The 13,344-nt window shown below is 65.1% G+C and carries 10 protein-coding genes; 4 read left to right on the top strand and 6 right to left on the bottom strand.

What is annotated here, in order from left to right; translation table 11 throughout:
• Positions 1-45 precede the first annotated feature (45 nt).
• Entirely contained in the window at positions 46-2,073 is a 2,028-nt protein-coding gene (locus KP010_RS18350; RefSeq protein WP_216281285.1) for a glycosyl transferase, read from the top strand.
• 34 nt (positions 2,074-2,107) lie between these two features.
• Here the strand turns inward: KP010_RS18350 and dnaA are convergent, their stop codons facing one another.
• From dnaA to coaBC, 6 genes are all read right to left on the bottom strand, one after another.
• Positions 2,108-3,595 carry a chromosomal replication initiator protein DnaA gene (gene dnaA, locus KP010_RS18355; protein ID WP_142863671.1) on the bottom strand — a complete coding sequence of 496 codons (1,488 nt, stop codon included), beginning with the start codon at positions 3,593-3,595 and terminating at the stop codon, positions 2,108-2,110.
• Between the two features lie 906 nt (positions 3,596-4,501).
• Positions 4,502-4,768, bottom strand: coding sequence for a 30S ribosomal protein S20 (gene rpsT / locus KP010_RS18360; RefSeq protein WP_108918235.1), 267 nt, complete (start codon positions 4,766-4,768; stop codon positions 4,502-4,504).
• A 136-nt stretch (positions 4,769-4,904) separates the two neighbouring features.
• Positions 4,905-5,678 carry an enoyl-CoA hydratase gene (locus tag KP010_RS18365; protein ID WP_142863672.1) on the bottom strand — a complete coding sequence of 258 codons (774 nt, stop codon included), beginning with the start codon at positions 5,676-5,678 and terminating at the stop codon, positions 4,905-4,907.
• A gap of 51 nt (positions 5,679-5,729) precedes the next feature.
• Positions 5,730-6,176, bottom strand: a complete 447-nt coding sequence (locus KP010_RS18370) for an Rrf2 family transcriptional regulator (protein ID WP_142863673.1) — start codon at positions 6,174-6,176, stop codon at positions 5,730-5,732.
• A complete protein-coding gene (gene dut / locus KP010_RS18375) occupies positions 6,173-6,658 on the bottom strand; it encodes a dUTP diphosphatase (protein ID WP_142863674.1) in 486 nt (161 codons plus the stop codon). The genes KP010_RS18370 and dut overlap by 4 nt, the downstream gene beginning before the upstream one ends.
• The gene (coaBC, locus tag KP010_RS18380; RefSeq protein ID WP_142863675.1) at positions 6,655-7,911 is read right to left on the bottom strand and encodes a bifunctional phosphopantothenoylcysteine decarboxylase/phosphopantothenate--cysteine ligase CoaBC; all 1,257 of its coding nucleotides are present in this window, start codon (positions 7,909-7,911) and stop codon (positions 6,655-6,657) included. Before coaBC ends, dut begins: the two co-directional genes overlap by 4 nt.
• Before the next feature lie 136 nt (positions 7,912-8,047).
• Between coaBC and KP010_RS18385 the strand changes: the two genes are divergently transcribed.
• The 3 genes from KP010_RS18385 (at position 8,048) to KP010_RS18395 (ending at position 13,121) form a co-directional block, all read left to right on the top strand.
• A complete protein-coding gene (locus tag KP010_RS18385) occupies positions 8,048-8,455 on the top strand; it encodes a hypothetical protein (protein WP_142863676.1) in 408 nt (135 codons plus the stop codon).
• Positions 8,456-8,790: 335 nt separating this feature from the next.
• Positions 8,791-9,957, top strand: coding sequence for an efflux RND transporter periplasmic adaptor subunit (locus KP010_RS18390; RefSeq protein WP_246659924.1), 1,167 nt, complete (start codon positions 8,791-8,793; stop codon positions 9,955-9,957).
• Entirely contained in the window at positions 9,954-13,121 is a 3,168-nt protein-coding gene (locus KP010_RS18395) for an efflux RND transporter permease subunit (protein WP_142863678.1), read from the top strand. Before KP010_RS18390 ends, KP010_RS18395 begins: the two co-directional genes overlap by 4 nt.
• The last annotated feature ends 223 nt before the right edge of the window (positions 13,122-13,344 follow it).

Consider the following 13,344-nt stretch of genomic DNA (forward strand, 5'->3'; position numbering starts at 1 on the left):
TCGGGCGAAATCGCTCGGGCGCCGCCCTCTCGAATGGACGTCGACATGCCTGCCCAGCCGAACGAATCGGAGTCCGCCCTCGCACTGTTCAAAAATGCGGTCGAAAAATCCCTCTCGCGCAAACTGAGCATCGCCGATCTGTTCACCGCCGCCGCGCAGCTCAAAGCGGCGGGGCTCGATCGGCGGGCGGTCGAGCTCTACAAGCATTGGATCGCCTTCAACGTCGACGATCCCGTCATCTATGCGGCCTATTTCAACTATGCGACCGCGCTGGCCGACGCGGGCGACCGCTCCGGCGCGATCAATGCGCTGCGTGAAGCGATTCGCATCCAGCCGGATTTCCAGCCGCCCTATATCAATCTCGGCCGGCTGCTCGAAGATTCGGGCCAGGTGGGCGCGGCGGTCGCGCAATGGATGGCGCTGGTCGAGCGCGCCGCGGCCGTCAATGGCGAGTCGGTCGCGCATAAGCTGAGCGCGCTGCAGCAGACGGCGCGCGTGCTCGAGAGCCTCAATAAGGACGAGGCCGCGGAAGATGCGCTGCGGCAGATTCTCGAGATCGATCCCGAGCGGGAGGAAGTGGTCCAGCATTGGATTGCGCTGCGCCAGCGCCAGTGCAAATGGCCGGTTGTGCAGCCCTCCGAGCGCGTGACCCGCGCAGATCTCGCCAATGGCATATCGTCGCTGTCCCTCGCCAATCATTGCGACGATCCGATGTTCCAACTCGCCAAGGCGCATCATTACGAGAAGCGCGCCATCGGCCGGCCGAAGCGCCGGCTGCTCCCGGTCGAGAAAAGACGCGGCAAGGACCGGCTGCGCATCGGCTATGTCTCATCCGATCTGCGCGAGCACGCCGTCGGCTTCGCGATGACTGATGTGCTCGAATCCCATGATCGCGCGCATTTCGAGATCTACGCTTATTATTGCGGCATTGCGCGCAATGATCCGACGCGCGAGCGCATCGTCGCCGCCGTCGATCGCTGGACCGACATCAATGGAATGGACGACGAAACCGCCGCGGCGAAGATCGCCGAGGACGAGATCGATATTCTCGTCGATCTCAACGGCTACACCAAGGATGCGCGCACCAAGGTGTTCTCGTTGCGCCCGGCGCCGATCATCGTCAACTGGTTCGGCTTCCCCGGCACGATGGGCAGTCCCTATCATCACTACATCATCGCCGATCCGGTGATCATCCCGGACGAATCGGAAATCTATTATTCCGAGAAGGTGGTGCGGCTGCCCTGCTATCAGCCCAATGACCGCAAGCGCGTCGTCGCGCCGAACCGGCCGACGCGCGCCGAGGCGGGATTGCCGGAGAACGCCTTCGTCTATTGCTCGCTCAATGGAATGCAGAAGCTCACCGCGCTAACCTTCGATCGCTGGGCGCGCATATTGACGGCGGTTCCGGGTAGCGTGCTGTGGCTGCTCACCGGCGCGGAGCAGACCAACGCGCGCGTGCGCGAAGAGGCGAAAGCGCGCGGCGTCGCGCCGGAGCGGGTCATTTTCGCCGATAAAATGGCCAATCCGCACCATTTGGCGCGCTATCCGCTCGCCGATCTCTTCCTCGACAATTTCCCCTATGGCGCCCATACGACGGCGGCGGATGCGTTGTGGATGGGCGTGCCGATCGTCACCTTCGCCGGCCGCAGCTTCGCCTCGCGCGTCTGCGCCAGCCTGGTGCGCGCGGCGGGCGTCGGCGAGCTCGCCTGCGTCTCGGCGGAGGGTTATGTCGCGCTCGCCATCGAGCTCGGCAAGGACGGGCGCAAGCTCGCCGGGGTCCGAGATCGTCTGGCGAAGGTCCGCGAAACGTCGCTGCTGTTCGACACGCCGCGCCTCGTCGGCGAGCTGGAGACTCTCTATCGCGATATGTGGAGCGATTACGAGCGCGGCGAGCTGCCGCGTCCGGATCTGCGCAATCTCGATATTTATCACGAGATCGGGCTCGATCTCGACCTCGAGAAAATAGAGCTGCTCGGCGACGCCGATTATGCGGCGCTCTATGAGCGCAAGCTCGCGGATTGGGACGCCGCCTATCCGATCGCGCCCGATGCGCGCATGTGGCGGCCGCGCTGAACGCGCGGCCATGCCCATGTCGCTCGGTCATAAGTCATTCGGCGAGCATTCGCTTCAAGAGCTCGATGACCTCGGACAGGCTCTTGTCCTTGGAGGCGAGATCCTCGACCTTGCGCACCGCGTGCAGCACGGTCGTATGATCGCGCCCGCCGAAGCGCCGGCCGATCTCGGGCAGCGAGCGCAGCGTCAGCACCTTGGACAGATACATGGCGATCTGCCGCGGACGCACGACATTGGCGGTGCGGCGCGAGGAGAGAATATCGGCGCGCGAGATATTGTAGTGGCTGGCGACGAGCTTTTGAATGTCGTCGATCTTGACGCGCTTGGGCTCGGCGCTGCGCACGAGATCGCGAATGGCGTTCTCCGCCGTCTCGACGCAGAGCGGCGCGCCGTTCAGTGTCGAATGGGCGAGCAGGCGATTGACCGCGCCTTCGAGATCGCGACCATTGGTGACGATCGTCTTGGCGATATAGGTGACGACCGCCGGCGGCACATGGAAGCTCGGCTGCGCCTCCTGCGCGGCGGCGATGCGCGCCTCCAATATCTTCATGCGCAATTCTTCGTCGAGCGGGCCGATGTCGACGCAAAGGCCGCCCTTGAAGCGCGACAGCACGCGCTCGTCGAGAGTCTCGAGATCGGAGGGCGGACGATCAGCGGCGACGACGACCTGCTTGCCGGCGTCGATGAGCGAGTTCAGCGTGTGGCAGAACTCCTGCTGAATCGATTTGCCTTGCAGAAATTGCACATCGTCGATGATCAGCACGTCGATGTTGCGCAGCTTCTCCTTGAAGGCGATCGACGAATGCTGCGTCAACGCGGAGACGAAGCCGCTCATGAACTTCTCGGCGGTGAGATAGAGCACGCGGCGCTTATTGTCATTGGCCGAGCGCGCCACCGCCTGCAGCAGATGCGTCTTGCCGAGTCCGACGGCGGCGTGAGTGTAGAGCGGGTTGAACAGCGGATGCTCGCCGGGACGGGCGTCGGCGACGCGACAGGCGGCGGCGTAAGCGAGCTGGTTCGAAGGGCCGACCAGAAAGGTCGAGAACGACAGACGGCGATCGAGCGGGGAGCCGCCGAAGGACTCGCCGTCGGCGCGCGCGACGGCGCGCATCGGCGCCTTGGCGGCCTGAGGCTCGAGGCGTTCGACAATGGCCGCAGCCGGCGCCGGCGGCGTCTTCTCGACGGCTGCGCCGGAGGCGATTTCCGCATCACGCGGGCGAGCGCGGCGCGTCGGCGAGCGCACGTCGATGACCACATGGTCGAGCGACGAAAACTCCGCGCACAGCCGCGTGCGGATGCGATCCGCATAATGAGACTGAATCCAGCTCTTCAAGAATTTCGTCGGCACGGTCAGCAGCGCGGCGCCGTCCTTCAAGCTTTCGAGCTCCAGCCGCGCAAACCACGAATTATAGACCGCCTCGCCGAGCTCGGCGCGCAACCGCCCGCGCACGCGCTCCCATTTTTGCCGGTTCTCGGTCGATAGCTCGCTGGAATTCGACTGGTCATCATTATTATCGGACATGGCTTTCTTTCGCGCAGAAGACGAGTCGAGGCGCGCCGCCTCGACAGCGTCGTCAGAGTGAAACGGATAGAGCGGTCGGTATTGATCGATATGCGCGATCGACGCTTAGGGGACGCTTACAGCCTGATCGGAGGACCCGCGGAACATTCGCCGAGGTCGAGTGGATTGCATCCATCCTTTCGACCGCGGCCTCGCGCATCATGCCGCTGCGCCGAGTCGTCGCTCGTTCTCGTGTCGGCTCGCCGCCCAAAAGCCATCACATCACCCCTACATCCGCGATGAGCGAATGCTCGTCGCGGTCCTGATAATCGGATCTGAAGATACGCGGACAGAAACGCACCCAGCGGGAATTTGAGCCGATGCATTCGTAGCGTGGTCGACGCATTCCCCGAGTGCGTCGGGAAGTCTATCGCAGAGAAGGTGTCACCTGTGGGCCTACATGCGTTCACTCACCCATCCAAGCGACGCCGGACCTCAGCGCCACGTCACGTTCGGAACCTACACGCCCGCTTTTGCGCGCGCAACGATGGTCGAGCCGCAGAATGCGCGGATCGACGCCGCATCGCAGCCGCAGTCTCGCGTTTCGCCTGGATAAAGGCATGATTCGCCGCTCAGAAAAATTAATGGCCCGGCGATGCGCGAAAGAGCGTTCCGCGCATGAGCGCGGCGCGCGCCGCGGCAAAGAGACCGTGTCAAGCCCGGGGAGCGCTGACGGCGCAACGAGCCTTTAACGCAATTAACTGTTTTTAAACAAAATACGCTGCGCACAAGAAAAGCGTGTGAAAAAAAATCTCACACTACGCAGACTAGCGGAATCGGTTTCTGCGATCGTCGAACAATTACGCAGAACGCAAAAAAGCCCGGCGGAGCCGGGCTTTCGAAACGTGCTGTCTGGTTAAGAAAAGATCAGGCCGAAAGCGCCTTCACGCGCGCCGTCAGGCGGGACACTTTCCGCGATGCGGTATTCTTGTGAATGACGCCATGCTGCGCGGCGCGCATCACGACCGGCGCGACGCTCTTGAGCACGGCGGCCGCCGTCGCGGCGTCGCCGCTCGCGATCGCCTCCTCGACCTTGCGCACCTGCGTGCGCAGCTGGCTGCGACGCGCGCGGTTGACGGCCGTGCGCCGGGCGATCTTGCGGACGGCCTTCTTGGCCGAGCTTGTGTTGGCCATCTGTGTTCCTTCGACGGTCGAGGCGAAGGGCGGGGTCGCCGCCCAAAAAAGCAAAGCGGCCGCGAAATCGCGGCCAGTTCGCGCGCCTTATACGCGGGCCGGCCGCGCTTCGTCAATGGCCGGTCGGAACGAGCGTTCAGCGATGCTCGAATTTGGGCGAGCGCTTCTCGATGAAGGCCGTCATGCCCTCTTTCTGATCATGGGTCGCGAACAGGGAATAGAACATTCTCCGCTCGAAACGCACGCCCTCCGACAAGGGCGTCTCATAGGCGCGCTCGACCGCCTCCTTGGCCATCAGCACCGCCGGCAGCGACAGAGCGGCGATCTTCTGCGCGCTCTTCAGCGCCTCTTCCAGAAGCTTGTCCGCAGGCGCGATTCGGGCGACGAGGCCGCAGCGTTCGGCCTCCTCCGCGCCCATCAGCCGGCCGGTGAGAACGAGCTCCATCGCCTTGGATTTGCCGATGGAGCGCACCAGCCGCTGGGTGCCGCCGGAGCCGGGAATGACGCCGAGCTTGATCTCGGGCTGGCCGAATTTCGCCGTATCGGCGGCCAGGATGAAGTCGCACATCATGGCGAGCTCGCAGCCGCCGCCGAGCGCATAGCCGGCGACGGCGGCGATGACGGGCTTGCGGGCGCGCGCCACGCCGTCCCAGCGCGCCAGGAAATCGTCGAGATAGGCTTCGGCGACAGTCTTGTCGCGCAGCTCCTTTATGTCGGCGCCGGCGGCGAAGGCCTCGGCCGAGCCGGTCAGCACGACGCAGCCGATCTCGGCGTCCGCCTCGAAATGCGTCAGAGCGTCGGCGATCTCGCCGATCAGCTTCGCATTCAGCGCGTTGAGCGCGCGCGGCCGGTTCAGCCGCAGCAGAGCGACGCGTCCATGGCGCTCGATCTCGATCGTCTCGTAATCCAAGGCCGGCCTCCTGTCTGTCTCGAACGCAGCGCGGTCCCTACTATGCGCTCGTCAAATTTCGAAGTCGCCTTCATTCGCCTCGATTTCGCCGAGACCCGCGGCGACCGCCTGCCCGTGCAGCTCGTCCAGCGTGATCGTGTCCAGCTTGGCCAGCGCCTGCCGTTCCGCCTCCGCGAAGACGGGATCGACCGCGAGCGTCAGCAGACGCGGCTCCTCCCCGTCCAGCGCGCCCTCCTCCGCGCGCAGAGCCACGCGCACGATCTCGCCGACATAGAGGCGGCGGCGCTCGCGGGCGAGCTCATAGCCGCCGGCCGGGCCGCGTACGCTCTTCAGAATGCCGGCGCGCACCATGGCTTGCAACATGCTCTCGAGATGGCGCGGCGGCAGATCGTGACGCGCCGCCAGCGCCCGCGACGACACCGGCCGCGACCGCGAATGCAGAGCGATGTCGAGCGCCGCCAGCACGGCGAGACGCGCGGGACGCGGCAATAGGCTCATTCGGCCCCACCCCCGACCGCGTCCGTTCCGGTCGAGCCGAAGCCACCCTCCCCGCGCGCGGTCTCCGCCAGCGCCTCGGCGCTCTCGACCAGCTCGACGCGCTCATAGCGCGCGACCACGAGCTGAGCGATGCGCATTCCGCGCGAAATCTCGAACGGATGCGCGCCGAAATTCACCAGCAGAACCTTCACCTCGCCGCGATAATCGCAATCGATGGTGCCGGGCGCATTGAGCACGCCGACGCCGAATTCCAGCGCCAGGCCGGAGCGCGGCCGCACTTGCGCCTCGAAACCGGGCGGCAGAGCGATGGTGAGGCCCGTCGGCACCAGATCGCGCGCGCCCGGCTCGAGCACGAGCTTGCCGCCCGGCGCGAGCGCGGCGCAGAGATCGAGTCCGGCCGCGCCTTCGCTGGCGTGAGCCGGGAGGGGAAGGCCCTCGCCATGCGGAAGGCGGCGGACGACGATCTTGGTCACGGTGTTCATGGCGTTCCCCCGGCCGCGAGGCTTTCGCAAATATACGCGACGAGCCGCGCCGCGACCTCGTCCTTGCCGAGCCGCGGCCAAGATTGCACGCCCGTGCGCGTGACGAGATGAACCTCATTGCTGTCCGCGCCGAAAACCCCGGCGCCGACGTCATTGGCGACGATGAGATCGCAACCTTTGCGCGCTAGCTTTTCTTGCGCATGGGCGAGCACGTCGCGCGTCTCCGCCGCAAAGCCGACGACCAGCGCCGGCCGCCCCGCGCCCCTTTGCGCGACGCGCGCGAGAATGTCAGGATTCTCGCGCAGCGCGAGCGTCGGCGGCGCGCCCGAGGCGCTTTTCTTGATTTTGTCGGCGGAGGGTTCGACGCGCCAATCGGCGACCGCGGCGGCGCCGATGAAAATATCGGCCGGCAACGCCGCCTCCACCGCCGCCAGCATTTGCTGCGCCGTCTCGACATGGCGCGTGGCGACGCCCTGCGGATCGGCGATCTCGACCGGGCCGCTCACCAGAGTGACGCGCGCGCCGGCGCGCGCCGCCGCCGCGGCGATGGCGTGGCCCTGCTTGCCGGAGGAGCGGTTGGAGAGAAAACGCGCCGGATCGATCGGCTCGCGCGTCGGCCCGGAGGTGACGAGCACATGACGTCCGGCGAGCGGCCCCGGCGCAGCGCCGGGAAGCGGCAAGCGCGTGTCCACCCGCAGCGCCGCCTCTATCGCGGCGACAATGGCGAGCGGCTCCGCCATGCGGCCGGGGCCATATTCGCCGCAGGCCATCTCGCCCTCGTCGGGACCGACGAACAGCGCGCCGTCGCCGCGCAAGATCGCGACATTGCGCTGCGTCGCCGGATGCAACCACATGCGCAGATTCATCGCCGGCGCGACCAGCGTCCGCTTATCCGTGGCGAGCAGGAGCGTCGTCGCCAGATCATCGGCGAGCCCCTGCGCCATGCGCGCCAGAAGATGCGCCGTCGCCGGCGCGACGACGACGAGATCGACCTCGCGCGAGAGCCTTATATGGCCCATCTCCTGTTCATCGGTGAGCGAGAAGAGGTCCTCATAGACGCGCTCGCCGGTGAGGCTGGCGAAGGAGAGCGGCGTGACGAAGCGCGCCGCCGCCGCGGTGAGGACCGCGCGCACCGCGGCGCCGCGCTCGCGCAGTCGGCGCACCAGATCGAGCGCCTTATAGGCGGCGACGCCGCCGCCAACGACGAGCAGAATGCGCTTGCCCGAAAGGCTCTGTGGATCGGAAAAGACCACGCGACGGCTCCGCTGGCGATGGAAGGGCGGCAGAATACTCTTTTTCGCGCCGGCCCGGAAAGGGCGCGGGCCATCGAAGCCGTATCCGGTCGCGACGCCTTGGTCTATATTCGCGAGCGCCCGCGCGAGGGAAGGGATGTCGGACTATTTGGACAAGGTGAATCGCATTTTGATCTCGGCCGATCTCCTCGGCGAGGTCGTCGACATGCTGCGCGCGCCGCCGGCGGAGGAGGGCTCGGCCTCGGGCTCGCGCTCCGCCCGCCTGTTCGAGCTGCTCGAACGCCGCGGCCTGTCCGACACGGCCGATATCGTCGCCGTCGCCATAGATTTGCGCGTCACCGCTCTGCTGCGGCTGCAGAGCCTCGGCGCGCTCCGCGGCTGGACCAGCCCCGGCGACCTCGGCGTCGATCTCGCCCACCCCGATCTGCTTCGGGCCGCCGCCGCGGAGCCGCTGATCGAGACGGCCGACGGCGAGGCGGGGTTCGATGCGGCGAGCTTCCGCCTGCGGCTGCTCGCCGGGGCGGCGGTCTCTGGACGGGCGTGAGCGTTCGCGTTTCCCGCTCATCGCCCATGCCGGACGCGCGGATCGAGGCGCTTCTTCTCCCCGCGAAGACGAAAAGCGATGAAAGCGTCGTCGCCGCCGATGGAAAGATTTTCTCTGACGTCTTCTATCGCATGACCTTCGCGCGCAGCGGCTCAGCCGAAGATTGATGAGCCATGCTCATAACCCCATGCCGATTTTTGTCATAACCAACAGAAAACAAAGCCGTTACCTTGTGCGCGTTCGGTTCGGTCCGGCCGACGCCCTCGGGGCCGACGCCTCACATTGAAGAAGCGCCTATGCGAATGAAGCTTTTTCTCGGACGGCCTCGATTGGCCGTGACAATTCTCGGCGCGACGGCTCTCGCGCTCTACGCATTCGGTCTCGGCGGCGCGAGACCCACACAGACGACAGAAGCGCCCAAGCCGCGCGTGACGGCGTCCAAGCCGACCGTCAAGACGATCGTCGAATGGGACCGATACACCGGGAGATTCAGCGCAGTGGAGAGCGTGCAGCTGCGCGCGCGCGTGAGCGGCTATCTGACCGATATTCATTTCACCGACGGCCAGCTGGTGAAAGAAGGAGACCTGCTGTTCACGATCGATCGCCGTCCCTTCGAATTGGCCGTGTCCGCCGCGGAGGCGGAACGCAGAGTCGCGGAATCGGCGGTCGCGCTCGCGCGTCAGGAGCTCTCGCGCGCGCAATCCTTGCGAAAAATCGGGGTCGCCGAAGAAGTCTACGAGCAGCGGCTGGCCGCTCTTCGACAGGCCGAGGCGCGTCTCGCGGCCGCAGGAGCCGCTCTGGATCGCGCCAAGCTCGATCTCGAATTCACCAATGTCCGGGCGCCCGTCGCCGGTCGCATCGACGCTCATGCCGTCAGTGTCGGAAACCTCGTCAATGGCGGCGATTCGAATGCGACGCTTCTCACCGATATCGTCTCTCTCGATCCGATCCGCATCACATTCGACGTCGATCAGGAGGCCTATCTGCGATACATGCATGGAGGATCGGACGGCGGACGGCCGAGCCTGCGCGACGCTCGAAATTCGGTGCGCATCGCGCTGTCGGGAGATGCGGACTTCACCCGTTCGGGAGAGCTGGATTTCGTCTCCAACCAGATCGATCGCGACAGCGCCACGATCCGGCTGCGCGCCATCGTCGATAATAAGGATCTCTCTCTCGTTCCGGGCCTTTTCGCCAGAATCGAGATCGCAGGAACCGGCGCGCATCGCGCGGTGATGATCCCGGACGAGGCGATCTCCGTCGATCAAGCGTCGCATGTCGTATTCGTCGTGGACCGCGGAAATGCGGAGCGGAGGACGGTCACGCTCGGACCGATCGTCGATGGTCTGCGCGTCGTGCGAAGCGGAGTCGGCCCAGACGATCTCGTCGTGACCTCGGGCTCGCAGAACATACGGGCGGGGCAAGCCGTCGCAATTCTCGAAGCAGCGCCATCGGCCGTCTCGAAACGAGCCGACGCAGGCGGGAGGACTCTCTCACAATGAATCTCGGGCGCTTTTTCATCGATCGTCCCGTCTTCGCGATCGCCTTGTCGATCGCTCTGCTGATCATCGGCGGCGTTTCGGCGAGCCGATTGCCGATCTCGCAATATCCCGAGGTGATTCCGCCGACCGTGACGGTGACGGCGCAATATCCGGGCGCCAGCGCGCAAACCATCGCCGAGACCGTCGCGACGCCGATCGAGCAAGAGGTGAATGGCGTCGACGACATGATCTACATGCAGTCGCAATCGACCAGGGACGGCCGTTTCAGCCTCACCGTCACCTTTCGAACCGGCGCGAATCTCGACAAGGCGCAAGTGCTGGTTCAAAATCGCATCGCGCTCGCCGAGCCGCGCTTGCCGGACGTCGTGCGCCGGATCGGCGTGAGCGTGAACAAGAATGCGCCCGACTTCCTGCTCGTCGTGCAGATGATCTCGCCGGATCGCAGCCGCGACGCCCTCTATCTGTCGAATTATGCGGCGCAGCAGGTCGTCCCCGTGCTTCGCCGGCTTCCGGGCGTCGGCAGCGCCGAAATCCTCGCCGAGCGCGAATATGCGATGCGCATCTGGCTCGACCCCGACAAAATCGCCGAGCTCGGACTGTCGGTCGGCGATGTCGTCGAAGCGTTGCGTTCTCAGAACGCCCAGGTGGCGAGCGGCGCTCTGGCGCAGCCCCCTATTCCGGGCGACCGGGCCTTTCAGCCTTCGATCTCCGTGCAGGGACGCTTCAAGGAGCCGACGGCCTTCGAGCAGATGATCGTCAAGCGCGGCGTCGACGGGCGCATCGTGCGCGTGAAGGACATTGGACGAGCCGAGCTCGGCGCCCGCGAATATGGAACCAACGCCTATATCAACGACACGGCGGCGACGGCGATGCTCGTCTACCAGCGGCCGGGAACCAATGCGCTCGAAGCCTCGCAGGATGTGCAGAGCACGATGCGGCGGCTCGGCGCCACGATGCCGTCCGGCGTCGATTATATGATGACCTATAATCCGACCGAATTCTTCGTCCGAACGTCGATCGAAGCGCTCCAGCATACGATCTTCGAGGCCATCGTCCTCGTCGTCCTCGTCGTGCTGCTGTTCCTTCAGAGCGCCCGCTCCACGATCATTCCGCTGCTGGCGATACCGGTGTCGCTGATCGGAACTTTCGCGGTCATGGCGGCCCTCGGCTACACGATAAACACATTGACGCTGTTCGCGCTCGTGCTCGCCGTCGGCATAGTGGTCGACGACGCCATCGTCGTCGTCGAAAATGTCGAGCGTTATCTGCGCGACGGGCTTTCGGCGAGAGAAGCGGCGCGCAAGACGATGGACGAGGTCGGCGGCGCGCTGATCTCGATCGCGCTCGTGCTCGTCTCGGTCTTCGTTCCGACCATGTTCCTCGACGGAATAACCGGGCAGTTCTTTCGCCAATTCGCCGTCGTCATCGCCGTCGCGACCGTCATTTCGGCCTTCAACTCCCTCACGCTCAGCCCTGCGCTCTCTGGTCTTTTCCTCCGGCGTCACGACACCGTCCATCGGCCGGAAACGCTTCTCGCGAGAGTGACGACGCCGATCGTCGACGGATTCAATCGCTTCTTCGACGCGCTCTCCGAAAGCTATTCGGCGATCATTCGGCGCGTCATCGAACGCATGACGATGATGCTGATTCTCTATGGCGCTCTGGTCGCGGCGGCGGTCTTCATATTTTCGATCGTCCCCCGCGGCTTCGTGCCCGTCGCCGACCAGGGCTATCTGATCGCCATAGCCGAGCTTCCCGCCGGCTCCTCCCTGCAGCGCACCGATGCGATCGTGCGCGAGATGGGCGCGCGCGCGCGCGGCATTCCGGGAGTCGGATGGGCGCATATGTTCCCCGGCCGTTCCGTCGCGACGGGAACCCAGAGCTCGAGCGCCGGCGTCGTGTTCGTTCAGCTCGAGGCGTTCGACAAGCGCTATGACGGATCGAAATCCGCGGCGGCCGTCAGGGCGGAGCTCGAGAAGCGTTACGCCGACATCACCGGAGCGCAAATCACGATCATCTCGCCTGCGACGATCCGAGGCATCGGATCGTCGGGCGGCTTCTCTCTGCGCGTTCAAGACATGGACAGCCGCGGCTCGGCGCGTCTCGCCGCCGTCACGCTCGATCTGGTGGCGGCGCTCAAAGCCGATCCGCGAATTCAATTCGCTTTTTCGCCGTTCCGAGCGTCCGCGCCGGAGTTCTATCTCGATATCGACAGGACCAAGGCGGAGATGCTCGGCGTCCCGACCTCGCGCGTCCACGACACTCTGGAAGCCTATCTCGGCAGCGCCTATGTCAATGACTTCAATTTGTCCGGGCGCACCTATCAGGTGATCGCCCAGGCGGAAGGCGCGAGCCGGCTCGACCCAGAGCAGATCGGGTCGCTGAAAGTGAGAAGCGACGCCGGCGCGATGGTCCCGCTGGGCTCGATCGCGAGCTTTCGCGCCAGAAGCGTTCCCGATCGCGTTCCGCGCTACAATCTCTATCCGACCGCCGAAGTGATCGGAGCGGCGCTGCCGACGATAAGCTCGGGAAGCGCCTTGTCGATCGTCGAAGACATCGCGGAGCGAACGCTGCCGAGCGGCTACACGATCGCCTGGACGGAGCTGTCTTATCAGGAGCGACTGGCCGCCGGCGGCGGCGGCCTCTTCGTCCTCAGCGTCATATTTGTCTTCCTCGTGCTCGCCGCTCAATATGAGAGCTGGCTCTTGCCGCTTTCCGTTATTCTGATCGTGCCTATGTGCCTGCTGTCCGCGATCATCGGCGTGATGTCGATGGGGCAGGACAATAATGTCTTCACGCAAGTGGGATTGATCGTGCTCGTCGGTCTCGCCGCCAAGAACGCCATTCTCATCGTGGAGTTCGCGCGGGACCTCGAGGCGCAAGGCCTATCGTCGACCGAGGCGGTGGTTCGCGCCTGCCGCCTGCGGCTGCGACCGATATTGATGACGTCTCTCGCCTTCATCCTCGGCGTCGCGCCGCTCATGATGGCCAAGGGCGCCGGCGCAGAATTGCGCCACGCGATCGGAACCGCCGTCTTTTTCGGGATGTTGGGCGTGACGCTCTTCGGCCTGCTGTTCACTCCGGTGTTCTATGTCGCGATCCGCGCGGCGGCGCGCCGACTCTCGCGGCCGCGCTCGTCTAGCGAAGCAACGACCGTCGCGTGAAGAAGACGGCGCTCTCGCGGCGCCGTCCTCGCCCGGCGACAGATCGCCGGGCGAAACAGCTCGACTGATGGACGACCTCATTGCAATCGCGCAACGCCTCGAAGCGCGCCGAGACCTTCGCTCCGCCGATATTGCAACAGTTCCAACGACCGCGCGATTCTATTGACTTGAAACGCCGGCTCCATGAGCTTGGCGAACGGAACGGGTGATCGCTCTGCGATCT

The organism is Methylosinus sp. KRF6 (assembly GCF_018887255.1).
Lineage (GTDB): Bacteria > Pseudomonadota > Alphaproteobacteria > Rhizobiales > Beijerinckiaceae > Methylosinus > Methylosinus sporium.

What these genes read in the sequence shown, in the direction of transcription:
- dut (WP_142863674.1), bottom strand. Translation starts at nt 6,658, where the DNA reads ATGAACACCGTGACCAAGATCGTCGTCCGCCGCCTTCCGCATGGCGAG.
- rpsT (WP_108918235.1), bottom strand. Translation starts at nt 4,768, where the DNA reads ATGGCCAACACAAGCTCGGCCAAGAAGGCCGTCCGCAAGATCGCCCGG.
- KP010_RS18395 (WP_142863678.1), top strand. Translation starts at nt 9,954, where the DNA reads ATGAATCTCGGGCGCTTTTTCATCGATCGTCCCGTCTTCGCGATCGCC.
- KP010_RS18385 (WP_142863676.1), top strand. Translation starts at nt 8,048, where the DNA reads ATGTCGGACTATTTGGACAAGGTGAATCGCATTTTGATCTCGGCCGAT.
- KP010_RS18370 (WP_142863673.1), bottom strand. Translation starts at nt 6,176, where the DNA reads ATGAGCCTATTGCCGCGTCCCGCGCGTCTCGCCGTGCTGGCGGCGCTC.
- dnaA (WP_142863671.1), bottom strand. Translation starts at nt 3,595, where the DNA reads ATGTCCGATAATAATGATGACCAGTCGAATTCCAGCGAGCTATCGACC.
- KP010_RS18350 (WP_216281285.1), top strand. Translation starts at nt 46, where the DNA reads ATGCCTGCCCAGCCGAACGAATCGGAGTCCGCCCTCGCACTGTTCAAA.